Annotated in this window: 16 protein-coding genes; 11 read left to right on the top strand and 5 right to left on the bottom strand. The window is 72.2% G+C overall.

Translation table 11 applies throughout. The features are described from left to right. Window positions 1-65: 65 nt before the first annotated feature. Entirely contained in the window at window positions 66-2,405 is a 2,340-nt protein-coding gene (gene glgB, locus ACIRB4_RS05630; protein ID WP_403288619.1) for a 1,4-alpha-glucan branching enzyme, read from the top strand. Here the strand turns inward: glgB and ACIRB4_RS05625 are convergent. Further along, window positions 2,391-4,628 carry a HelD family protein gene (locus tag ACIRB4_RS05625; RefSeq protein ID WP_403288618.1) on the bottom strand — a complete coding sequence of 746 codons (2,238 nt, stop codon included), beginning with the start codon at window positions 4,626-4,628 and terminating at the stop codon, window positions 2,391-2,393. The two genes, glgB and ACIRB4_RS05625, sit on opposite strands and share 15 nt — an antisense overlap. Before the next feature lie 139 nt (window positions 4,629-4,767). On the opposite strand from ACIRB4_RS05625, the gene ACIRB4_RS05620 reads away from it, so the two are divergent. Beyond that, complete coding sequence (locus ACIRB4_RS05620) at window positions 4,768-5,802, top strand: DUF6817 domain-containing protein (protein WP_403288616.1); 1,035 nt, start codon at window positions 4,768-4,770, stop codon at window positions 5,800-5,802. Between the two features lie 28 nt (window positions 5,803-5,830). Here ACIRB4_RS05620 and ACIRB4_RS05615 read toward each other — a convergent pair whose 3' ends face one another. Beyond that, a complete protein-coding gene (locus ACIRB4_RS05615; protein ID WP_403288615.1) occupies window positions 5,831-6,349 on the bottom strand; it encodes an Lrp/AsnC family transcriptional regulator in 519 nt (172 codons plus the stop codon). A 44-nt stretch (window positions 6,350-6,393) separates the two neighbouring features. Between ACIRB4_RS05615 and ACIRB4_RS05610 the strand changes: the two genes are divergently transcribed. The 3 genes from ACIRB4_RS05610 to ACIRB4_RS05600 all read left to right on the top strand — a co-directional run bounded on the left by ACIRB4_RS05610 (window position 6,394) and on the right by ACIRB4_RS05600 (window position 9,732). Then, the gene (locus ACIRB4_RS05610; RefSeq protein WP_403288614.1) at window positions 6,394-7,287 is read left to right on the top strand and encodes an NAD-dependent epimerase/dehydratase family protein; all 894 of its coding nucleotides are present in this window, start codon (window positions 6,394-6,396) and stop codon (window positions 7,285-7,287) included. Then, the gene (locus tag ACIRB4_RS05605) at window positions 7,287-8,168 is read left to right on the top strand and encodes an aldo/keto reductase (RefSeq protein WP_403288613.1); all 882 of its coding nucleotides are present in this window, start codon (window positions 7,287-7,289) and stop codon (window positions 8,166-8,168) included. The genes ACIRB4_RS05610 and ACIRB4_RS05605 overlap by 1 nt, the downstream gene beginning before the upstream one ends. Before the next feature lie 112 nt (window positions 8,169-8,280). Further along, window positions 8,281-9,732 (top strand): glycoside hydrolase family 16 protein, encoded by a 1,452-nt coding sequence (locus tag ACIRB4_RS05600; RefSeq protein ID WP_403288611.1) that lies wholly within the window; start codon window positions 8,281-8,283, stop codon window positions 9,730-9,732. 238 nt (window positions 9,733-9,970) lie between these two features. Here ACIRB4_RS05600 and ACIRB4_RS05595 read toward each other — a convergent pair whose 3' ends face one another. Next, window positions 9,971-11,389, bottom strand: coding sequence for a cation:dicarboxylate symporter family transporter (locus ACIRB4_RS05595; RefSeq protein ID WP_403288610.1), 1,419 nt, complete (start codon window positions 11,387-11,389; stop codon window positions 9,971-9,973). A 146-nt stretch (window positions 11,390-11,535) separates the two neighbouring features. On the opposite strand from ACIRB4_RS05595, the gene ACIRB4_RS05590 reads away from it, so the two are divergent. The 3 genes from ACIRB4_RS05590 to ACIRB4_RS05580 all read left to right on the top strand — a co-directional run bounded on the left by ACIRB4_RS05590 (window position 11,536) and on the right by ACIRB4_RS05580 (window position 14,851). Further along, window positions 11,536-13,260, top strand: coding sequence for an ATP-binding protein (locus ACIRB4_RS05590; RefSeq protein WP_403288609.1), 1,725 nt, complete (start codon window positions 11,536-11,538; stop codon window positions 13,258-13,260). Next, entirely contained in the window at window positions 13,257-13,958 is a 702-nt protein-coding gene (locus tag ACIRB4_RS05585; RefSeq protein ID WP_403288608.1) for a response regulator, read from the top strand. Before ACIRB4_RS05590 ends, ACIRB4_RS05585 begins: the two co-directional genes overlap by 4 nt. A gap of 284 nt (window positions 13,959-14,242) precedes the next feature. Further along, on the top strand, window positions 14,243-14,851 hold the full coding sequence (locus ACIRB4_RS05580; protein ID WP_403288681.1) for a helix-turn-helix domain-containing protein: 609 nt from the start codon (window positions 14,243-14,245) through the stop codon (window positions 14,849-14,851). A gap of 82 nt (window positions 14,852-14,933) precedes the next feature. Here ACIRB4_RS05580 and ACIRB4_RS05575 read toward each other — a convergent pair whose 3' ends face one another. Next, on the bottom strand, window positions 14,934-16,052 hold the full coding sequence (locus tag ACIRB4_RS05575; protein ID WP_403288606.1) for a helix-turn-helix domain-containing protein: 1,119 nt from the start codon (window positions 16,050-16,052) through the stop codon (window positions 14,934-14,936). A gap of 294 nt (window positions 16,053-16,346) precedes the next feature. Beyond that, window positions 16,347-17,372: an ATP-dependent 6-phosphofructokinase gene (locus tag ACIRB4_RS05570; RefSeq protein WP_403288605.1), complete on the bottom strand. Its 1,026-nt coding sequence runs from the start codon at window positions 17,370-17,372 to the stop codon at window positions 16,347-16,349. A gap of 256 nt (window positions 17,373-17,628) precedes the next feature. On the opposite strand from ACIRB4_RS05570, the gene pta reads away from it, so the two are divergent. The 3 genes from pta (at window position 17,629) to pyk (ending at window position 22,495) form a co-directional block, all read left to right on the top strand. Next, entirely contained in the window at window positions 17,629-19,764 is a 2,136-nt protein-coding gene (gene pta, locus ACIRB4_RS05565; protein WP_403288604.1) for a phosphate acetyltransferase, read from the top strand. Beyond that, a complete protein-coding gene (locus tag ACIRB4_RS05560) occupies window positions 19,761-20,990 on the top strand; it encodes an acetate kinase (protein WP_403288603.1) in 1,230 nt (409 codons plus the stop codon). Before pta ends, ACIRB4_RS05560 begins: the two co-directional genes overlap by 4 nt. A gap of 74 nt (window positions 20,991-21,064) precedes the next feature. Continuing rightward, complete coding sequence (gene pyk / locus ACIRB4_RS05555; RefSeq protein ID WP_403288601.1) at window positions 21,065-22,495, top strand: pyruvate kinase; 1,431 nt, start codon at window positions 21,065-21,067, stop codon at window positions 22,493-22,495. The last annotated feature ends 72 nt before the right edge of the window (window positions 22,496-22,567 follow it).

Genomic DNA, 22,567 nt, shown 5'->3' with positions numbered 1-22,567 from the left:
GGGTTCGCCGCGCGCCCACCCCTGCTCCCTTCCCTGCCCGTCCCCCTCGTACAGGAGGCCACCCCGTGACCGCCCGATCCGCACGCAAGACGGCCCGCACCACGACCGACGAAGTGCCCTCGGCGAAGACCGTGACGAAGGCGACGACGACGGCCGCGGCCAAGACGCCGGCGCCCCGCGGGGAGGCCGGAGGGGGCCGCGCGGCAGGCGTGCGCAAGGCCCCGCCGCTCGGCGCGGACGACAGGGCGCGGCTGCTCGCCGGGGAGCACCACGATCCGCACGCGCTGCTCGGCGCCCACCCGGTGCGCGGCGGCGTCGCGATCCGGGTCCTGCGTCCGTACGCCCGCGAGGTCACGGTCATCGCCAAGGGGAAGCGGACCACGCTGCACGACGACGGCGACGGCCTCTTCTCCGGGCTGCTGCCGCTGCTGCGCAAGGTGCCCGACTACGAACTGCGGGTGCGCTACGACGGCGACGAGCTCGCCGTGCAGGACCCGTACCGCTTCCTGCCCTCCCTCGGCGAGCTCGATCTGCATCTGATCGGCGAGGGCCGCCACGAGGAGCTGTGGAAGGCGCTCGGCGCCCGGCCGATGACCCACCAGGGCGTGGCCGGCACCCGCTTCACGGTCTGGGCCCCGAACGCCCGCGGGGTGCGCGTCACCGGCGACTTCACCTACTGGGACGGCACCGCGCTGCCCATGCGCTCGCTCGGCGCGACCGGTGTCTGGGAGCTGTTCGTGCCCGGCATCGGCGAGGGCGCGGTCTACAAGTTCGACATCGCCCGCCCCGACGGCTCCCACACCCTGCGCGCCGACCCGATGGCCCGCCGTACCGAGTGCCCGCCGAACACCGCGTCGATCGTCACGGAGTCGCACCACACCTGGGGCGACGCGGAGTGGATGGCGAGCCGGGGCGCCCGGCCGCACCACGAGTCGCCGTTCTCGGTCTACGAAGTCCATCTGGGCTCGTGGCGCCCGGGGCTGACCTACCGCCAACTGGCCGAGCAGCTGCCCGCGTACGTCCGCGACCTCGGCTTCACCCACGTCGAGCTGATGCCCGTCACCGAGCATCCCTTCGGCGGCTCGTGGGGCTACCAGGTCACCGGCTTCTACGCCCCCACCTCCCGGATGGGCACGCCCGACGACTTCAAGTATCTGATCGACGCGCTGCACAAGGCCGGGATCGGCGTCCTCATGGACTGGGTCCCGGCGCACTTCCCCCGGGACGACTGGGCGCTCGCGGAGTTCGACGGACGCCCGCTCTACGAGCACGAGGACCCGCGCAAGTCGGCGCACCCGGACTGGGGGACGCTGGAGTTCGACTACGGCCGCAAGGAGGTGCGGAACTTCCTGGTCGCCAACGCGGTGTACTGGTGCGAGGAGTTCCACATCGACGGCCTGCGGGTGGACGCGGTCGCCTCGATGCTCTACCTCGACTACTCGCGCGAGGGCGGCGACTGGGTCCCGAACGAGTTCGGCGGCCGGGAGAACCTCGACGCCGTCGCCTTCCTCCAGGAGATGAACGCGACGGTGTACCGGCGCTGCCCGGGGATCATCACCTTCGCCGAGGAGTCGACGGCCTGGGACGGCGTCACCCGCGCCACGGACCAGGTCGGACCTGGCGGCTTCGGCGGTCTGGGCTTCGGCATGAAGTGGAACATGGGCTGGATGCACGACTCGCTGGGCTATGTGTCCAAGGAGCCGGTGCACCGCAAGTACCACCACAACGAGATGACCTTCTCGATGGTGTACGCGTACAGCGAGAACTACATCCTGCCGATCTCGCACGACGAGGTCGTGCACGGCAAGCAGGCGCTGGTCTCGAAGATGCCGGGCGACTGGTGGCAGCAGCGCGCCAACCACCGCGCCTACCTTGGCTTCATGTGGGCCCACCCCGGCAAGCAACTCCTGTTCATGGGCCAGGAGTTCGCGCAGGGCGCGGAGTGGTCGGCGGACCACGGCCCGGACTGGTGGCTGCTCGACCCGGCGTACGACGCGGAGCCGGACCACCGGGGTGTGCGGGACCTCGTGCGCGACCTGAACACGGTGTACGGCCGCACTCCGGCGCTCTGGGAGCGCGACACCGTCCCGGAGGGCTTCCAGTGGGTGGTCGGGGACGCCGCCGAGGACAACGTCTTCGCCTTCCTCCGCTACGGCAAGGACGGCTCGCCGCTCCTCGCGGTCTGCAACTTCTCCCCGGTCGTACGCCACGACTACCGGCTCGGGGTCCCGGAGTCGGTGGCGGCCTGGACGGAGGTCCTCAACACGGACGCGGCGCGGTACGGCGGCAGCGACGTGGTGGGCACCGACCCGGTCAAGACCGAGACGGTGCCGTCCCACGGCCGTCCGGCGAGCGTGCGGATGACGCTGCCGCCGCTGGCGACGGTCTGGCTACGCCCGGCGTGAGATGACGCCGAGCCGCTGAGTGGCCCGGGTCAGCGCCACGTACAGGTCATTGACGCCGTGCGGGGCGCCGGCCCGGATGGCGTCCGGGTCGACGACGAGGACCGTGTCGAACTCCAGGCCCTTGGCCTGCCGGGGGTCGAGCAGGACCACCGGCCGGGTCAGGTCGGGCGCCGGGCCGTGGGATGCGTCGGGCAGCGCGGCGGTGAGCGCCGGGTGCAGGGCCGGCGGGGCGATCACCGCGAGGCGTCCCTCGGCCCGGCGCTCGGCGGCCACGGCGTCGGCGGCCTCCTTCACCGGGTCCTGCGCGGTCCGCTCCCAGGGCTCGACGCCCGTGGAGCGGACCGAGCGCGGCGGTTCGAAGCCGGGGTCGGCCGCGCGCCGGACCTCGGCGGCGACCGCCATGATCTCGGCCGGTGTGCGGTAGTTGACCCCGAGGCGTACGAGCTCCCAGCGGTCCTCCACGTACGGCGCGAGGATCTTCTCCCACGAGCCGACGCCGGCCGCGTCCCCCGTCTGGGCCGGGTCGCCGACCAGGGTCATGGAGCGGGTCGGACTGCGCCGCATCAGCAGCCGCCAGGCCATCGCGGACAGCTCCTGCGCCTCGTCGACGATGATGTGGCCGAAGGCCCAGGTGCGGTCGGCGGCGGCGCGCTCGGCGGCGCTGCGGTGGTCCTCCTCCTCATGGCGTTCGGCGAACCGCTCGGCGTCGATGATGTCGTGCGCGGAGAGGACCTCGGAGGCGTCCTTGTCCTGCTCCTCCTTGTCCTCGAACTCATAGGTCCGGGAGGCGTAGGAGACGTCGAGGACGCCCTGGGCGTACTGGATCTGCTTCTGGCGCTCGGCCTCCTCGGCCGCGCGGGCGGCCGAGTCGTCCTCGCCGAGGAGTTCGGCGGCCTCGTCGAGCAGCGGCACGTCGGCGGGGGTCCACTCCCCTCCGTCGCGCCGGATGGCGTGGGCGTCCGCCTCGGGGAGGTGGGTGGGCTCGGCGAGGTAGTCGGCGAGGAACTCCTGCGGGGTGAGCGGCGGCCAGAGCGTGTCGATGGCGGCGTGCACGTCGGGGTTGGCGGCGACGCCCTTGGCGAGCAGGGCGAGGTCGTCGGGCCCGAGGAAGTTCGGCCCGCCGTAGGGGTCGGCGCCGATGCGGTCGGCGAGCTGTTCGGCCAGCGCGTCGAGGAGGTGGAAGACGAAGTAGGGCCGGGCGAGGTTGTGCGGCAGGAAGGTCTCGCGGGCCTTGTGGCGGGCTTCGAGCGCCATGTCCCAGTCGATGACCAGGTCGCCGTCGTCGTGCGGCACGACGAGGGGCTCCCCGCGCTCGGGGACCTGCTGGCGGTCGCGTACGGCCAGGGCGAGGGCCTCGGCCATGGCGGCGGCGCCCTTGACCGCGGCGGCGCGCGGGGTGTCGGTGCCGGTGGCGCGGACGCCGGGGAAGAGTTCGCCGGGGGTGGCGAGGAGGACGCCGGTCTCGCCGAGGGAGGGCAGGACGTTGCCGATGTAGCCGAGGAAGGCCGGGTTGGGCCCGACGATGAGGACGGCGCGCTTGGCGAGCTGCTCGCGGTGCGCGTAGAGGAGGTACGCGGCCCGGTGCAGGGCGACGGCGGTCTTGCCGGTGCCGGGCCCGCCCTCGACGACGAGGACGCCGCGGTGCGGGGAGCGGATGATGCGGTCCTGCTCGGCCTGGATGGTCTGCACGATGTCGTGCATGCGGCCGGTGCGGGCGGCGTCGAGCGCGGCGAGCAGCACCTCGTCGGCGTCCCGGTTCTCGTGCCCGGTACGGGTGGAGTCGGCGAGGTCCAGCACCTCGTCGTGGAGGGCGGTCACCTCGCGGCCGCGGGTGGTGATGTGCCGGCGGCGGCTGAGCCCCATGGGTTCGTAGCCGGTGGCGAGATAGAAGGGGCGGGCGACTTCGGCGCGCCAGTCGACGACGAGCGGGGTGCGGTTCGGATCGTCCCTCCGGATTCCGATCCGGCCGATGTGGTGGTCGCGCCCGTCCCGGAAGACGAGCCGTCCGAAGCAGAGCCCGGTCTCTCCCGCGTTGAAGGCGGCGAGCAGCCCGGACTGCTCGGCGACCAGCACGTCCCGCTCCAGACGGCCCTGGCTGCTGCCGACGCCGGGGGTGCGCAGCGCCTGGTCGACGGCGGCCTCGGCCTGGTCCCGCAGGTCGTCGAGTCGCGCGTAGAGCTCCGTGATGAATTGCTGCTCTTTCCGAAATTGCTCGGTTGACAATTCGACTCCTGGCGCGATACAGTGCGTTTACTGAACTACTCCGCGATGTCGTTTTGCGAATGCGCGGAACCCATGAATATACGCGATGCATTACCCCGACTCAATTCTAGTCGGGGTATTTTTGTGTGCCATGGGGACCATGGGGAGAGACACGGCGTTCACCGCGGCGCGGAAGCTGCTCATCGCTCGGGGGGCGGACCGGCTGGAGCATCCGGGCGGCACCCTGCTCGCCCACCTGGAACGGGTGGAGGCCCGGCTGGCCGGCTGGGGCGCGCGGGACGAGCTCCGGCTCGCCGGCCTGTGCCACGCCTTCTACGGCACGGACGGCTTTCCGGAGGGCCTGCTGCCGCTGGACCGGCGCGATGTCCTCGTGGAGGCGATCGGGACGCGGGCCGAGGAGCTGGTCCATTTCTACGCGAGCTGCGACCGGAAGGGCTCGTACGCGGGGATGGCTCAGGAGGACGGGGTCTTCCGGGACCGGTTCGCCGGGGAGACGTCCACCCCCGACCGGCGGCGGCGAGCGGACTTCGCGGAGCTGACAGCCGCGAACGAGCTGGATCTGGCCGTGCAGAACCCCGGCTTCCGGGCGGAGTGGGGCGGCCCTCTTCTGCGGCTCTTCACCCGCTGGCGTTCGCTGCTGAGCGAGGCGGCGTTCGGGGACGCGCGCGAGACGCTGACGCTGAAGGGCGAGGAGCGCGAGGCGTTCCTGAACGGCCTGGAGCGGGGCGATGTCGTCACCGGTGTCGTCTCGCACATCGCGAGCTTCCATGTCACCTTCGTCGAACTGGGCGGCGTGGAGGGGATGATGAACATCCCGGAGGTGGCCTGGGGCGTGTACGACACACCGGGTGACGTGATCAGCGAGGGTCAGGAACTCCCCTTCGAGGTCCTGGGCGTCGACATGAGCCGGGAGAGGATCTTCCTCTCCCGCAAGAGCCTGGAGCCCGACCCGCTGCGGGCCTTCGCGCGCGGCGGCTTCGGAGGGGTCAGGACCGGTCGGGTGACCAGGCGGATCCCGTCCGGGGTCCTCGTCCTCGTCGCCGACGGCGTCGAGGCGCTCGTCGACCGCGACGACCTCGACGGCCGTGCGCCCCTGCCGGGGGACGAGCTGACCTTCGAGGTCACCGCCGTCAACGTGGCCACCCGCCGCCTCCGGATCACCCTGCGCGCATGACCCCGCGCACCCTCCGCCGGGCGGCCGCTCAAGCGGGCGGCAGCAGTGGTTTGCGCTCCACCGGGGACGACAGGACGATCGACGTGGTCGTCCGGCCCAGCGCGGAGGTCTGCTCCAGGACGTCTTCGAGGTGGATCGTGTCGGTGACGGCGACCTTGAGGATCCAGCAGTCCTCGCCCACCACGTGGTGGACCTCCAGGATCTCGGGCCGGGCGGTCAGCTCCAGGGTCCGCGGGTGCTTCAGGGTGTAGCCGCCGTGCGGGTCGACCCGGATGAAGGCCTGGATGCCGTACCCGAGCCGGGCGGGTGAGACATGAGCGCCGTAACCGGTGATCGCCCCGCACGCCTCCAGGCGGCGCACCCGCTCGGTGACGGCCGCGGGGCTGAGCCGCACCCGGCGGCCGAGCTCGCTGAGCTTGATGCGTCCGTCGCGCTGGACCAGCTCCAGGATCTGCCGGTCGACGCCGTCGAAGGCGGCCGCCGACGTTTCGTTGGCGGCGGGGCGCGGATGCCGTGGTTCTTTCGGTGCGGCGGCCTCGACTCCCATGGTTCCCCCTTCATCTGGCGACAGCACAACGTAACACTTGTCGTATGGACATTCTGATCATCGGTGGAAGTCGCTATTTCGGAAAGCGGCTGACGGCCCGTCTGTTGGAATCCGGTCACGCGGTGACGGTTCTCAACCGCGGTTCCTCCGCGCCTCCGGAAGGAGCGGCTCATCTCGTCGCCGACCGCAACGACGAGACCGCCCTGGAAAAGTCCCTGGGCGACCGCGCTTTCGACGCCGTCGTGGACCAGGTCTGTTATACGCCGCGCCAGGCGGAGATCGCCCGCCGGGTATTCGGGGCGCGCGCCCGGCGGTATGTGATGACGTCGACGGTGGAGGTGTACGAGTACGAGGACTCCGCCGTGCCCGTACGGGAGGAGGCCGTCGATCCCCGTACGGTCGCCGTCGACACGGGCCTTCCCTGGGACGACCCGGAGTTCCTCGACGGGCACTACGGCGAGGGGAAGCGGCAGGCCGAGGCGGTGTTCGCGGTCGATCCCCCGTTTCCGTTCGTGAGCGTGCGGGTGGCCCATGTGCTGGGCGGTGACGACGACTTCACCGGGCGGGTCGACCATTACGCGCGCCGCATCCGGGCCGGTGAGCCGATCGCCGTACCGGTGGTGAACCATCCGGCCACCTATGTGTATGTCGAGGAGATCGCCGCATTCCTGGCGTGGGCGGTGGAGGCGGAATTCACCGGGCCGGTGAACGCGCATTCCCACGGACTTCTCACGACGGCCGAGATATGCGCGGAGATCGAGAGGCGGGTGGGCGGGCGGACGGTGTTCCAGGAGGTGGAGGTCGGCCAGGTCTCGCCGTTCTCCTTCACCCGCTCGTACGGTATGGACAACGCCCGTGCGACGGCGCTCGGTTTCGAGTTCGGCCACTCCTCGGACTGGCTCGCTCAGGCCGTCTCCGAGACGGTGGGGGCGCGCTGATGCGGTACCGCACGCTCGGGGACGTACGGGTCGGCGCGATCGGGCTCGGCGCGATGCCGCTGTCCATCGAGGGCCGCCCCGACGCGAGGCGCGCCCTGGCGACCGTCCACGCGGCGCTGGACGCGGGCGTGACACTGATCGACACGGCCGACTCCTACCATCCGCCGGACGGCGCTCCGGGCGAGGGCGAGCTGCTGGTGGCGCGGGCCCTGCGGGCGTACGGAGGGAGTACGGACGACGTGCTGGTGGCGACGAAGGGCGGCCGGGGGCGGACGGCCGACGGCGGCTGGACGGTCGACGGCCGCCCTGAGCACCTGCGGCGGGCGGCCGAGGCCTCGCGCCGCCGACTCGGCGTCGAGGCGATCGGCCTGTACCAGCTGCACAAGCCCGACCCGGCCGTGCCGTACGCCGAATCACTCGGAGCCGTACGGGAGTTGCTCGACGCGGGAACGGTCAGGCTGGCCGGGATCTCCAATGTGGACGCGGAGAGGATCCGGCTCGCCCGGGAGATCCTGGGCGACCGGCTCGTCTCCGTGCAGAACCGGTACTCCCCCGCAGACCGCACGAGCGAGGCGGAGCTGCGGCTCTGCGCGGAGCTGGGGCTCGCCTTCCTGCCGTGGAGCCCGCTGGGCGGGATCTCGCGCAGCTCGCTCGACGGAGCGTCGGCCCATGCGGAGGATCCGCGGTTCGGGGCGTTCCACCGGGTGGCGCGGGCGCGCGGGGTGAGCCCCCAGCGGGTGGCGCTCGCGTGGCTGCTCACGCGGTCGCCGACGGTGCTCCCGATCCCTGGGGCGAGCCGGCCGGAGACCGTACGGGACTCGGCGGCGGCCGCCGAACTCGTCCTCCACGAGGAGGAGTCGGCGGCGCTGAGCGTTCGGTGACCGAAGACACCGGACCCATTGACGGGGCCGGTGTCTCCAACTACAAAAGCTTCCTGAGAGCGCTCTCAACCCCCCGCACACCCCGCGCACCATCGCCCCGGAGGTGTTCTTCTTGAGCCGCGTCCGACGTACCCCCCTGCTCGCCTCACTCCTCGCCGCCGCGCTCGCGGCGGGCGCCCTGCTGGGTCTCGGCGGCGCCGGCGCCGCCAGTGGCGCCGTCCCGCCGGCACCGGGCTGGTCGCTCCAGTGGAGCGACGACTTCAACGGCCCCGACCGGTCCCTCCCGAACACGGCCGAGTGGCAGATCGACACCGGTCACGGCTACCCCGGCGGGCCCGCCAACTGGGGAACGGGAGAGATCCAGAACTACACGTCGAGCCCCGACAACCTCCGCCTGGACGGAACCGGGAACCTCCGGATCACCCCGCTCAAGGACGGCGCCGGGAACTGGACCTCGGCCCGGATCGAGACCAAGCGGGCCGACTTCAAGGCTCCGGCGGGCGGAACCCTGCGCATCGAGGGCCGGATCCAGATGCCGAACGTGACCGGGGACGCGGCGCTCGGCTACTGGCCGGCGTTCTGGGCGCTCGGCGCGCCCTACCGGGGCAACTACTGGAACTGGCCCGCCATCGGCGAGTTCGACATCATGGAGAACGTCAACGGCGTCAACTCCGTCTGGGGCGTGCTGCACTGCGGGGTGAACCCGGGCGGGCCGTGCGGCGAGACGACCGGCATCGGCGCGAGCCGCACCTGCCCCGGGGCGAGCTGCCAGTCGGCCTTCCACACCTACCGCTTCGAGTGGGACCGCTCGGTCTCCCCCAACGAGCTGCGCTGGTACGTCGACGACCAGCTCTTCCACAGTGTGAACGAGACCCGGGTGGGCGCCCAGGCGTGGGCCGACATGACCAGCCACGCCGGCTACTTCATCCTGCTGAACGTGGCGATGGGCGGGGCCTTCCCGGACGCGCTGGCGGGGAAGACGCCGACGGCGGCGACCGTTCCGGGGCGGCCCATGCTGGTCGACTACGTGGCGGTGTGGACCCGGGGCGGCGGCTCGACCACCACCCCGCCGCCGACGACCCCGCCCCCGTCGGGCTCCTCCCAGCTCCATCTGCGGACGGGCGGAGGCGCGGGGGACGCCCAGTCGACCGGTTCGGCCGTCACCCTGGCCTCGGCCGGCGGCGCCAACCACGACGGGACCCCGGCCAGCCCGCAGGTCTTCACCTCGGGACCGATCACACGGAGCTACAACGGCGGCTCGACGCAGTTCGACCTCTTCGTGGACGCGGGGTCGGTGGTCGCCAACGGGCAGCAGGTACGGGTGAGTTACGACCGTACGGGCGACGGGAGCTGGGAGCGTACGGAGACGTACCAGTACTTCGCGACCGATCCGGTGCCCGGCTACGAGCACTACACGCAGGCGAAGGGCCTGAAGTCGGCGACCGGCAGCCACGGGAACCTGGTGAACGGCCGGGTCCGGATCGAGGTGTGGAACGCGATCGGGAACGGGCCGAGCACCCTGGGCGTCGGCAACCAGTCGGTCGTCCGCATCCCCTTCGGCTGAGGGGCGGGCGCGTACGGGGATCACGGCGGTCCCGGCGGCCGTGGTCCTGACGACCGCGGCGGTCCCGGCCGCGGCGGTCGCGCCGTGGACGAGTGACGACCCCGGCCGGAAGGCCGGGGTCGTCTCCGTCCCCCCGGGGCCCGGATCCGGCTCAAGGCCCGGGAACCGGGGTGGTCTGGGTCGGGCGCCGGCTCGGACGCCCGGACGCCCGGCGGGGCGTGCCCCTTCCGCGGTCGGCTCAGACGCCCGCCCGGGCCTTCTCCTCGCCCTCCTCGGCGCGCTGGTCCGGCACGTCGGACGGCGCGTGGGCGTGGTCGTCGACCAGGGTCGTCTCGTCGAAGGGGACGCGGCCGGCCAGGACCTCGGAGACCCGCGCCTTGTCGATCTCCTTGGTCCAGGTGCCGACCAGGACGGTCGCGACGGCGTTGCCCGCGAAGTTGGTCAGCGCGCGGGCCTCGCTCATGAAGCGGTCGATGCCGACGATCAGACCGACACCGTCCACCAGCTCGGGGCGGTGCGACTGCAGTCCGCCCGCGAGGGTCGCGAGGCCGGCGCCGGTCACACCGGCCGCGCCCTTGGAGGCGATGACCATGAAGACGAGGAGCGAGATCTGCTCGCCGACCGACAGCGGGTTGCCCATCGCCTCGGCGACGAAGAGCGAGGCCATCGTCAGGTAGATCGCGGTGCCGTCGAGGTTGAAGGAGTAGCCGGTCGGCACGGTGATGCCGACGACCGGCTTGCTCACGCCGAGGTGCTCCATCTTCGCGATCAGCCGCGGCAGCGCCGACTCGGACGAGGACGTGGAGAGGATCAGCAGGAACTCGCGGCCCAGGTACTTCAGGAGGGCCATGATGTTCACCCCGGCGACCAGCCGCAGGAGCGCGCCGAGCACCACGAAGACGAACAGCGCGCACGTCACGTAGAAGCCGATCATGATGACGGCGAGCGACTTGAGTGCGTCGACGCCGGTGGCGCCGACGACGGCCGCGATGGCGCCGAACGCGCCGACCGGGGCCACCCACATGATCATCGCGAGGATGCGGAAGACCAGCCGCTGGATGTGCCCGATCCCGCGCAGCACCGGCTCCCCGGCCTTCCCCATGGCCTGGAGCGCGAAGCCGGCGAGGAGGGCGACGAGCAGGGTCTGGAGGACCTCGCCCTCGGTGAAGGCGGAGACCAGCGTCTTGGGGATGACGCCGAGCAGGAAGTCCACCGTGGACTCGCTCGCGCCTTCCGCCTGCTGCGAGCCGGCCTCGGCCACCTCCTTGGTCAGGTGGAGGCTGGAGCCCGGCTCCAGGATGTTGCCGACGACCAGGCCGATCGCGAGGGCAACGGTCGACATGACGAGGAAGTACCCGAGCGCGAGGCCGCCGACGGCACCGACCTTGGCCGCCTTCCTGACCGATCCGACACCGAGAACGATCGTGCAGAAGATGATCGGCGAGATCATCATCTTGATGAGGTTCACGAAGCCGGTTCCCAGCGGCTTCAGCTCGACGGCGACGCCGGGCGCGAGAAAGCCGACCGCGATGCCGAGAACCACGGCTGCGATGACTGCGATGTACAGGTAATGGGTACGGTCCCGTCGTGCGGCCACGGGGTCCTCCTCGTGCTGATGGGTTAATCCACGTCCCGGTGGATCCCCGCGACTATCCATCAGCCTGTGACCGGGGTCACCCTTACGTTCCTTTCGTTCACGCGATTCCTCGCGGACCGGAGAACGCCGGAAAGCGAGGGGCCGAATCGGAGAACGATTCGGAAACGCGATTCCGGCCTCACATCGGGCCAGGCACACTTACGGACATGCGCATTCCCCTCCCCCGGCCCCGCAGCCTCGCCGGCCAGCTCTTCGCGATGCAGGTCGTGCTGGTGGCGGCGATCGTGGCGGGATGCGCCGTCTTCGCGTACGTCAGCGACCGCGCCCAGGCCGAGGAGACCGCGCGCCGGCAGGCCACGGCGACCGCCGTGGCCGTCGCCGAGTCCCCCGCGGTGGTCGCGGCGGTGCGCTCGGCGGACCCGACGGCCTCGCTCCAGCCGTACGCCGAGTCGGTGCGGCACCGCACGGGGGTCGCGTTCGTGGTGATCATGGCCCCGGACGGGAAGCGGTGGACGCATCCGGAGCCGGACCAGATCGGACGCACCTACCTCGGCCACATCGAGGAGGCCGTGCGGGGACGGACCTTCTCCGAGACCCACATGGGAGTCCTCGGGCCCTCCGTCCGCACGATCGCCCCGGTGCGCGACCAGGGCCGGGTCGTCGCGCTGGTCAGCGCGGGCATCACCATCGAGAAGATCAGTGAGCAGATACGGGAGCAGGTCACGGCCCTGCTGGGGATGGCGGGCGCGGCCCTGGCGCTCGGCGGCGCGGGTACGTACGTCATCAACGCCCGGCTGCGGCGGCACACGCACGGGATGAACGCCGCCGAGCTGAGCCGGATGCACGACTACCACGAGGCCGCGCTGCACGCGGTGAGCGAGGGGCTCGTGATGCTGGACGGGCAGCGCAGGATCGCCCTGATCAACGACGGGGCGCGGGAGCTCCTCGGCCTCGACGCGGACGTGGTGGGCACCTCGGCGGCGGATCTCGGGCTGCCGCTCTCCCTGACCAGCGCACTGCTCGCCTCGGAGCCGCGGGTGGACGAACTGCATCTGACGGCCGAGCGGGTGCTCGTCGTCAACACCCGGCCGGTGGTGGGCGGCGAGCGGCGCGGCACGGTCGTCACGCTCCGGGACCGTACGGAACTCCAGGCGCTGTCCGGCGAGTTGACCTCGGAACGGGGCTTCACCCAGGCGCTGCGCTCGCAGGCCCACGAGGCGGCGAACCGGCTGCACACGGTGGTCTCGCTGATCGAGCTCGGCCGCGTGGAAGAGGCGGTCGGCTTCGCCACCGCCGAGCTGGAGCTGGCCCAGGCGCTCACCGACCGGGTCGTCGACGCGGTCGCCGAGCCGGTCCTCGCGGCGCTGCTCCTCGGCAAGGCGGCGCAGGCCAACGAGCGGGGTGTGGAGCTGGTCCTGACCGACGACAGCCGCATCGACGACGGGCTGCTGCCGCCGGGGGTCCCGTCCCGGGACCTGGTGACGATCCTCGGCAACCTGATCGACAACGCGGTCGAGGCGGCGAGCACGGCCACGGGCGGGCTCCCGGGGGACGCGGCGCCCGAGGAACCGGCAACCGAGGAAGCGGCGGCGCCCCGGAGCCCGCTCCCCCAGGACCCGCCGGCGGCCGGGTCGGTCGGGGCGCGGCCCCATGTGACCGTCACCGCCCTCGCGCGGGACGGCGAGTTGCTGATCCGGGTCGGGGACACCGGGCCGGGGGTCGCCGACGGCGACCGGGATGCGGTCTTCGAACGCGGCTGGTCCACCAACGGCGCCGGCCGGGGCCTCGGCCTCGCCCTGGTCCGCCAGGCCGCCGCCCGCGCGTCCGGCACGGTGACCCTGGGCCGCTCCCCGGAGGGCGGCGCCGAGTTCACCGTACGGCTGCCGCTGGCCCCCCGGCCGGCCCGTGTGACCGCGGCGGTGACGGCGTGAACCGGCCCGGCTCGTCCATCCGCGTGCTGGTCGTCGAGGACGACCCGGTCGCCGCCGACGCGCACGCCCTCTACGCCGGGCGGGTGCCGGGCTTCGTCGTCACCGGCGTCGCGCACTCGCGGGCCGCCGCCGTGCGGGCCCTGGACCGGACCCCCGTCGACCTCATCCTGCTCGACCTCTACCTCCCCGACGGCCACGGCCTGCACCTCCTGCGCTCACTGCGCGCCGCGGGGCACTCCGCCGACGTCATCGCCGTGACCTCCGCCCGCGACCTCGCGATCGTCCGCGAGGGCGTGTCGCTCGGAGTCGTCCAGTACGTGCTGAAACCGTTCACCTTCGCGACCCTGCGGGACCGGCTCACCCGTTACGCCGAGTTCCGCGCCACCGCCGGGGAGGCGTCCGGCCAGGACGAGGTCGACCGGGCACTGGCCACGCTGCGCACCCCGCAGCCCGCCGCGCTCCCCAAGGGCCTGAGCGCGCCGACGCTCGAGGCCGTCACCCGTACCCTCCGCGAGGCCCCCGGCGGGCTGACCGCCGCCGAGGCGGCGACCGCCGTCGGGATCTCCCGGATCACCGCCCGCCGCTACCTCGAACATCTGGTCACGGACGGACGGGCCGCGCGGGCCCCTCAGTACGGGCAGATCGGCCGGCCGGAGCTCCAGTACCGCTGGATCACCACCACGCGCCACGGACACTGAGCGCTCGCCGCGCACCGGGCCCCCGCGCACGCGGTCTTGACGCCGGTCGCCCACCCGTCCAAGATCCGGTTGTGGAAGCGTCACGCCCGTGCGCGCCAGATGCCCGATCTGTCGGGATCCGCGACGTTACCCTTCGGTTCGCACGTTTCTACGACATCCGTCGTTGGGTGAACGCACCGTAGCCAAAGGTCACGGACCGCTTCTACGGTGGCGACGTGCAGCCCTCCCCTCCTTCTCCCCCGTTCAACGCTCCCGCCGCCCGACGGCTCCGCGAGGGCCTCGGCATGGCCCCCGGCCATGTCGCCTACGGCCTGCGCGCGCAGTACGGACTCGCCATCACCCCCGACACCGTCGTCGCCTGGGAGCGCGGCCGGCTCGCCCCGACCTCGAACGAGCTCACCGCGCTGGCCGGCGTCCTGTGGTGCGCCCCCGGCGAGCTCCTCGCCGCCGCCACCACGCTGCGCGAGCACCGGATGACCCGCGGGCTCGCGCCCGACGACCTGGCGCGGCGGGTCGGCATGGACACCCAGACGTATCTCCGGATGGAGGAGTCCGGCCGCTGGCGCGGCAACGAGAGGCAGACCGCGGCGCTCGCCGAGGTTCTCGCCCTCGGGCCCCGTGCCCTGCTGACGGCGACCGGCCGGGACGACGACCTCGCGGCGCTGCTGCGGGACGCGGCGACGACCCGCTGGCAGGCGTATGTCCGGCCGGCGGTCAAGATGCTGCCGCTGCCCAAGCGGGTCCTGGAGTCCGCGCTGCAGCGGCTGCACACCGACTACCACGCCAAGATGGCGGCGACGAGCAGCTGGGGCGCCTCGGGCGACAGCGGCGCGGCCGGGCGGGAGTACCTGGACGACATCGTGGAGCACTTCTGGGCCGCGACGGGCATGTGACGCGCCGCTCTCCCCGGCAGGGCGCGTCGTGCTCCTCACCGGCGCGCGGGTCCCTGGCCCGAGCCGGGCGTCGAGCGCCCGCTCAGGAGGTGTCCCCGCCGGTGCGGCGGTCGAAGCTGAAGAGCTGGGCCGCGGAGTCCGCCCGGCAGGGCGACTGGGCCAGGCGGGACCAGGCCGCCGCGGGGTCGCCGAGGACGGTCAGGCAGAGGCCGTCGATCTGCGAGCCCACGGGGACGATGCGGTAGCCCTCGACCGGGGTGCCGAAGGGCTCCAGGGCGAACCGCTCGACGCGGCTCGGGTCGCCGCACTCCGAGTCCTGCAGGGGGGCGTCCGGGGCGCGGCCGCCGGACGGGATGCCCGAGCAGCCGGGGCCGTAGTCCGGGTGGTCGGAGAGGATCTGCCAGCGGCCGCCGCCGAGGCTTTTGAGGGAGTAGCGGGGGACGACCGCGTCCGCGCACTCCACCTGGTAGACCTGGCCGCTCCTGTCGCCCCGCCGCTCGTTGAGGCAGAGGTCCGAGCCGATCACCCGTATGTGTACGTCGCCGGCCGCCGGGGCCGTCAGCCGGGGCGGTGCCGTCCCGCTGCCGTCCCGGACGACGGCGAGGACGACGCTGACGGCGGCGAGGACGAGTCCGGCGACGGCCACGAGCGCGACGAGCGTCCGCCCTATCCGCCACCTGGGCGCGGGGGGCGGCTGATCCGGGCCGGGGTCGGGAGACCCGGGCCACGCGGTGCCGGCCCCGGCGTCCGTTCCGTCGTCCGTCTCGCACCCGGCCCCGGCCCCGGTCCCGGGCTCGGTGCCGGCCTCCGCCTCGGTCCTCGCCTCAACGGCCGCGTCCTGCCCGGCGGGGCCCGTCGCACCGAGCCCGGGACCGGGGCCGGGTGCGGAGACCTCCCGTACACCTCGTACCGCCAGCTCCTCGCGGACCTCCTGCCAGCTCCCCAGCTCAGCCGGGTCCACCCCGCAGGCGAGGACGAAGGTGGTGAGCAGCTCCTCGCGGGGGACGGTCGTGCGGGCCAGCATGTTCGCGACCGTCGAGCGGGGCAGGACGTCTCCCCGCGCCTCCGCGCGGACGGACAGCTCGCGGTAGGTCAGTCCCGACCAGTCCTTGAGGGCCTGGAGCCGGGCGACGAAGGCGGCCGGGTCGGTGGCCTCCCTCGGGTCGGGCGCGCTGCGCCCTCCGGCGTCCCCCTCGGTCATGCGACTTCCCCCGCCCCTCCCGCGAAACCGGCCGTCGGACACGCCCGGAACGGAGTTGGGACATGTCCGGGACAGGCGTAAGCCTTGTTGATTGTGGTGTTCAACTCAAGAGTGGAAATCGGCAATTCCGGTCACGGGGCTGGAATTGCCGAGCCGGGGACGGACGGTCCCGATCGTCCGCGAGCCGGGGACGGCCCGGACCGTCCGCGACGAAGACGGACGGCCCCGACCCTCCACGGGGGAGACGATCGGGGCCGCTCCGCGCCGGGGCCGGGGGGTCGTACCGGCTCGTGGTCAGAAGACCGACTCCGCCTCCGACATCCGGTTCCCCGGCACCGTCTTCAGCCGCGTCACGGCCTCGGCCAGGGGTACCATCTGGATGTCCGTGCCCCGCAGCGCCGTCATCCGCCCGAACTCGCCGCGGTGCGCCGCCTCCACCGCGTGCCAGCCGAAGCGGGTGGCGAGCACCCGGTCGTACGCCGTGGGCGTGCCGCCGCGCTGGACGTGTCCGAGGATGACGGGCCGCGCCTCCTTGCCGAGGCGTCGCTCCAGCTCGACCGCGAGCCGGTTGCCGATGCCCTGGAAGCGCTCGTGGCCGTACTGGTCGATCTCGCCCTTCTGGTACTCCATGGAGCCCTCGGCCGGGTGCGCGCCCTCGGCGACGCAGATCACGGCGAACTTCTTGCCGCGCGCGAAGCGCTCCTCGACCATCTTGACCAGGTCGTCGACCTGGAACGGCCGCTCGGGCAGGCAGATGCCGTGGGCGCCGCCGGCCATGCCGGACTCCAGCGCGATCCATCCGGCGTGACGGCCCATCACCTCGACGACCATCACGCGCTGGTGGGACTCGGCGGTGGTCTTCAGACGGTCTATGGCCTCCGTCGCGACGCCCACGGCGGTGTCGAAGCCGAAGGTGCGGTCGGTGGAGGAGATGTCGTTGTCGATCGTCTTGGGGACCCCGACGACGGGCATGCCGGCGTCGGAGAGCATCCGGGCGGCGGTCAGGGTGCCCTCGCCACCGATCGGGATGAGGACGTCGATGCCGTACTTCCGCGCCAACTCCGGCGCGGACTCGGCGGCTTCGGAGAGCCGGTCGCGCTCCAGGCGGGCGGAGCCGAGGATGGTGCCGCCACGGGCGAGGATGCCGCTGACGGCATCGAGGTCGAGGGGGCGGTAGTGCCCGTCGAGGAGACCCTTGAACCCGTCCTCGAAGCCGATGACTTCGTCGCCGTGGCCGGTCAGCGCCCGGTGCACGACCGACCGGATCACTGCGTTCAGGCCGGGGCAGTCGCCGCCTGCGGTGAGAACTCCGATGCGCATCGTGCTGTGTCTCCTGCTCGGTAGCGGTACGTGTGAGCCCTGTCGATTCTTCCACGCCGGGCCCGGCGTGGGCTTCCGCGACTGCTCCGCGCGTCCGGGGGGAAGGCGAGCGAGGGGCCCTCCGTGCCCCGTCTTCCCGGTCATCCGTCCGGCAAGCGCCCTACCCAGCCACGGAGGTATTGTCAAGGGGGTATGGCTGCCCTATCGGGCTTTTTTGACGTCATTCGATTGACGTGACTGGACAGGAGAGCATGGCGTGACGCGCAGCGTGTACGTGACCGGGATCGACCGCGGAGACGGCCGACAGGTCGTCGAGCTGGGAGTCATGGAGCTCCTCACCCGCCAGGTGGACCGGGTGGGGGTGTTCCGGCCCCTGGTGCACGACGGACCCGACCGCCTGTTCGATCTCCTGCGGGCGCGCTACCGGCTCTCCCAGGACCCGGCGACCGTCTACGGCATGGACTACCGCGAGGCCGCCGCGCTCCAGGCCGAGCGCGGCACCGACGAGCTGGTCTCCCGGCTCGTCGACCGCTTCCACGCGGTGGCGCGGGAGTACGAGGTCGTGCTCGTGCTCGGTACGGACTTCGCCGCCACCCCGCTCCCCGACGAGCTGGCGATCAACGCGCGGCTCGCCAACGAGTTCGGCGCCTCGGTGATACCCGTGGTCGGCGGCAAGGGCCAGCCCGCCGAATCCATACGGGCCGAGGCCCGCAACGCCTTCCGCGCGTACGAGGTGCTCGGCTGCGACGTCCTCGCGATGGTCGTCAACCGGGTGGCCGCCGACGACCGCGCCGCCATCGCCGAGCGGCTCGCCGCCCGGCTGCCCGTCCCCTGCTATGTCCTGCCCGACGAGCCGGCCCTCTCCGCGCCCACCGTCGCCCAGATCAGCCACCACCTCGGCGCCGAGGTGGTGCTCGGTGACGGCGCCGGCCTGGCCCGGGACGCGCTCGACTTCGTCTTCGGCGGCGCGATGCTGCCGAACTTCCTCAACGCGCTGACCCCCGGCTGCCTGGTGGTCACCCCCGGTGACCGCGCCGACCTCGTCGTGGGCGCGCTCGCCGCCCACTCCGCCGGCACCCCGCCCATCGCCGGTGTGCTGCTCACCCTGAACGAGCGGCCCAGCGATGCGATCCTCACCCTGGCCGCCCGTCTGGCGCCCGGCACCCCGGTCATCTCGGTGCCCGGCAACAGCTTCCCCACGGCCGCCGAACTCTTCTCCCTCGAAGGCAAGTTGAACGCCGCGACGCCGCGCAAGGCGGAGACGGCGCTCGGTCTCTTCGAGCGGCACGTGGACACGGCCGATCTGCTGAAGCGGATCTCGGTGGCCCGCAGCGGCCGGGTGACCCCCATGATGTTCGAGCACGACCTCCTGGAGCAGGCGCGCGCCGACCGCCGCCGGGTGGTGCTCCCCGAGGGCACCGAGGAGCGGGTGCTGCGCGCCGCCGACGTGCTGCTGCGCCGCGACGTCTGCGACCTGACGCTGCTGGGCGACGTCGAGGTGATCCGCAAGCGGGCCGCCGACCTGGGCATCGACCTGTCCTCGCCGTCGACGCAGCTGATCGACCCGCAGACCTCCGAGCTGCGTGACTCCTTCGCCGGGAAGTACGCCGGGCTGCGCGCCCACAAGGGTGTGACGGTGGAGCTCGCGTACGACGTCGTGGCGGACGTGAACTACTTCGGCACCCTGATGGTGCAGGAGGGCCTGGCCGACGGCATGGTCTCCGGCTCGGTGCACTCCACGGCGGCGACCATCCGCCCGGCCTTCGAGATCATCAAGACGAAGCCGGACGCCTCGATCGTCTCCTCGGTCTTCTTCATGTGCCTCGCCGACAAGGTGCTCGTGTACGGCGACTGCGCGGTCAACCCGGACCCGAACGCCGAGCAGCTCGCGGACATCGCCGTGCAGTCGGCGGCGACCGCGGCCCGGTTCGGTGTCGAGCCGCGGATCGCGATGCTCTCGTACTCCACCGGCACCTCGGGCTCCGGCGCGGACGTCGACAAGGTGCGGGAGGCGACCAAGCTGGTCCGGGCGTCCCACCCGGGGCTGCGGATCGAGGGCCCGATCCAGTACGACGCGGCCGTCGAGCCGTCCGTCGCCGCGACCAAGCTGCCCGGCTCGGAGGTGGCCGGGCAGGCGACCGTGCTGATCTTCCCCGACCTGAACACCGGCAACAACACCTACAAGGCCGTGCAGCGCTCGGCCGGCGCCGTGGCCGTCGGCCCGGTCCTGCAGGGGCTGCGCAAGCCCGTGAACGACCTCTCGCGCGGCGCGCTCGTCAGCGACATCGTCAACACGGTCGCCATCACGGCGATCCAGTCCCAGGACCCGTCCCGGGCCCAGTCCCAGGCCCAGTCCCAGGTTCCGTCCCAGGCTCAGGAGCTCCCCGCATGACCGGCACCACCGCCACCCGTGTCCTCGTCCTCAACTCCGGCTCCTCGTCGGTGAAGTACCAGCTCCTGGACATGCGGGGGAACAGCCGGCTCGCGGTCGGCCTGGTGGAGCGGATCGGGGAGGCGTCCTCCCGGCTCGTGCACACCCCGCTCCAGGGAGGGGAAGGGGCCAGGCGCGAGAGGACCGGGGCGATCGCCGACCACGCGGCCGCGCTGAAGGCGGTGGCCGAGGAGCTGGCGGCCGACGGTCTGGGCCTGGACTCCCCCGAGCTGGCCGCGATCGGACACCGGGTGGTGCACGGCGGGCTGCGGTTCAGCGCGCCGACCGTGATCGACGACGAGGTGCTGGCGGAGATCGAGCGGCTCGTCCCCGTGGCCCCGCTGCACAACCCGGCCAACCTCACGGGCATCCGTACGGCGATGGCCCTGCGCCCGGATTTGCCGCAGGTGGCCGTCTTCGACACCGCCTTCCACACGACGATGCCGGAGTCGGCGGCGCGGTACGCGATCGACGTGGAGACCGCGGACGCCCACCGCATCCGGCGCTACGGCTTCCACGGCACCTCGCACGCGTACGTCTCGCGCGAGGCGGCGAAGCTGCTCGGCAAGGCGCCGGAGGAGGTGAACGTGATCGTGCTGCACCTGGGCAACGGCGCGTCGGCGTCCGCCGTCCGGGGCGGCCGCTGCGTGGACACCTCGATGGGGCTCACCCCGCTGGAGGGCCTGGTGATGGGCACCCGCTCCGGCGACATCGACCCGGCGGTCACCTTCCACCTCAAGCGGGTCGCGGGCATGTCCGAGGACGAGGTGGACGTCCTGCTCAACAAGAGGAGCGGGCTCGTCGGCCTCTGCGGCGACAACGACATGCGGGAGATCCGCCGCCGGATCGAGGAGGGCGACGAGCGCGCCCGGCTGGCGTTCGACATCTACATCCACCGGCTGAGGAAGTACATCGGGGCGTACTACGCGGTACTCGGGCGGGTGGACGCGGTGGTGTTCACGGCGGGTGTCGGTGAGAACGCGGCTCCCGTACGGGAAGCTGCCATCGCCGGCCTGGAGGAGCTGGGTCTGGCGGTGGACGCCGGCCTGAACGCCGTACGGTCCGACGAGGCACGGCTGATCTCGCCGGAGTACGCGCGGGTCGCGGTCGCCGTGGTGCCGACGGACGAGGAGCTGGAGATCGCCAGGCAGAGCTACGCGCTGGTGCACGGAGGAGTGAACGCCTGAGCGGGCCCCCGCCCATTTGTACTTTCCACCAGACGGAATATTCCGCAGTGAAACAAACCGATAGGATCCGCCTCATGCGCCGTTCCAAAATCGTCTGCACGCTGGGCCCCGCCGTCGACTCGTATGAGCAGCTGAAGGCTCTCATCGAGGCCGGCATGAACGTGGCCCGTTTCAACATGAGCCACGGAACCCAGGCCGAGCACCAGGAGCGGTACGACCGTCTCCGCAGGGCGGTGGCGGACACCGGCCGCGCCGTGGGCGTGCTCGCCGACCTCCAGGGCCCCAAGATCCGTCTGGAGACCTTCGCGGAGGGCCCGGTCGAGCTGGTGCGCGGTGACGAGTTCACCATCACCACCGAGGACGTCCCGGGCGACAAGTCCATCTGCGGCACCACGTACAAGGGCCTGCCGGGCGATGTCTCCAAGGGCGACCAGATCCTGATCAACGACGGCAACGTCGAGCTGCGGGTCGTCGAGGTGGACGGGTCCCGGGTCAAGACGATCGTCGTCGAGGGCGGCGTGATCTCCGACCACAAGGGCATCAACCTGCCCGGCGCGGCGGTGAACGTCCCGGCCCTGTCGGAGAAGGACGTCGAGGACCTCCGCTTCGCGCTCCGGATGGGCTGCGACATGGTCGCCCTCTCCTTCGTCCGCAACGCCGACGACGTCAAGGACGTCCACAAGGTGATGGACGAGGAGGGCCGCCGGGTCCCGGTCATCGCCAAGGTGGAGAAGCCCCAGGCGGTGGAGAACATGGCGGACGTGGTCGCCGCCTTCGACGCCGTCATGGTGGCCCGTGGCGACCTCGCGGTGGAGTACCCGCTGGAGAAGGTCCCGATGGTGCAGAAGCGCCTCGTGGAGATGTGCCGCCGCAACGCCAAGCCCGTCATCGTCGCCACCCAGATGATGGAGTCGATGATCACCAACTCCCGCCCGACGCGCGCCGAGGCCTCCGACGTGGCCAACGCGATCCTGGACGGCGCGGACGCGGTCATGCTGTCGGCGGAGTCGTCCGTGGGCGCGTACCCGATCGAGACCGTGAAGACGATGTCGAAGATCGTCGTCGCGGCCGAGGAGGAGCTGCTCTCCAAGGGCCTGCAGCCGCTCGTGCCGGGCAAGAAGCCGCGTACGCAGGGCGGTTCGGTGGCCCGCGCGGCCGCCGAGATCGCCGACTTCCTGAACGGCAAGGCGCTGATCGCCTTCACGCAGTCCGGCGACACCGCTCGCCGCCTCTCGCGCTACCGCGCGCAGCAGCCGATCCTCGCCTTCACCACCGACGAGTCCACCCGCAACCAGCTCACCCTGAGCTGGGGCGTGGAGTCCTTCCTCGTCCCGTTCGTGGAGACCACGGACGCGATGGTCGACATCGTCGACGCGGAGCTGCTGAAGCTCCAGCGCTACAACGAGGGCGACATCATGGTCATCACGGCCGGCTCGCCCCCCGGCGTCCCGGGCACCACGAACATGGTCCGGGTGCACCACCTGGGCGGCCAGCAGCGGGGCTGACCCGCCGCCGCACATGACGAGGGCCCCCGTCCGGAGCGGACGGGGGCCCTCGCCGATCGCGCGGCTCCCGAA

The organism is Streptomyces sp. NPDC093600, assembly GCF_044764755.1.
Taxonomy (GTDB): Bacteria; Actinomycetota; Actinomycetes; order Streptomycetales; family Streptomycetaceae; genus Streptomyces.
The sequence above is the reverse complement of the archived record's forward strand: the minus strand, read 5'-3'. Positions and strand labels throughout refer to the sequence as shown.